At 66.0% G+C, this 312-nt stretch carries 1 pseudogene; it reads right to left on the minus strand.

Annotation, left to right across the window (positions count from 1 at the left end):
• A pseudogene (locus tag E5162_RS14855) lies at window positions 1–312 on the minus strand (MFS transporter); the annotation flags it as partial.

Consider the following 312-nt stretch of genomic DNA (forward strand, 5'->3'; position numbering starts at 1 on the left):
CAGCGTGAAGATCACCGTGAAGAGCAGGACCACGCTTTCGTCCGCGCTCAGAACCTCCAGGGCGAACAGGGGCAGCAGCGTGATGATGGAGGCGGCCAGCATCCAGAACCAGGCCGCGCCGAGCAACGGGCGGAGCACGGCCGGCATGGTCGCGGCGAAACGCAGGATGCGCCAGGTGACCGCCGCGATATTCCACTCGAGCTTCAGATCCGGATTGCTGGCCGGTGCCGGGCTGCCCTGGCGCATCACGATCCAGCCGATGACCGCGATGGTAACGAGAATGACCGAGATCGCGGCAGGTCCGGACATGGC

Origin of the sequence: Marinicauda pacifica, assembly GCF_004793635.1 — a bacterium.
Lineage (GTDB): Bacteria > Pseudomonadota > Alphaproteobacteria > Caulobacterales > Maricaulaceae > Marinicauda > Marinicauda pacifica.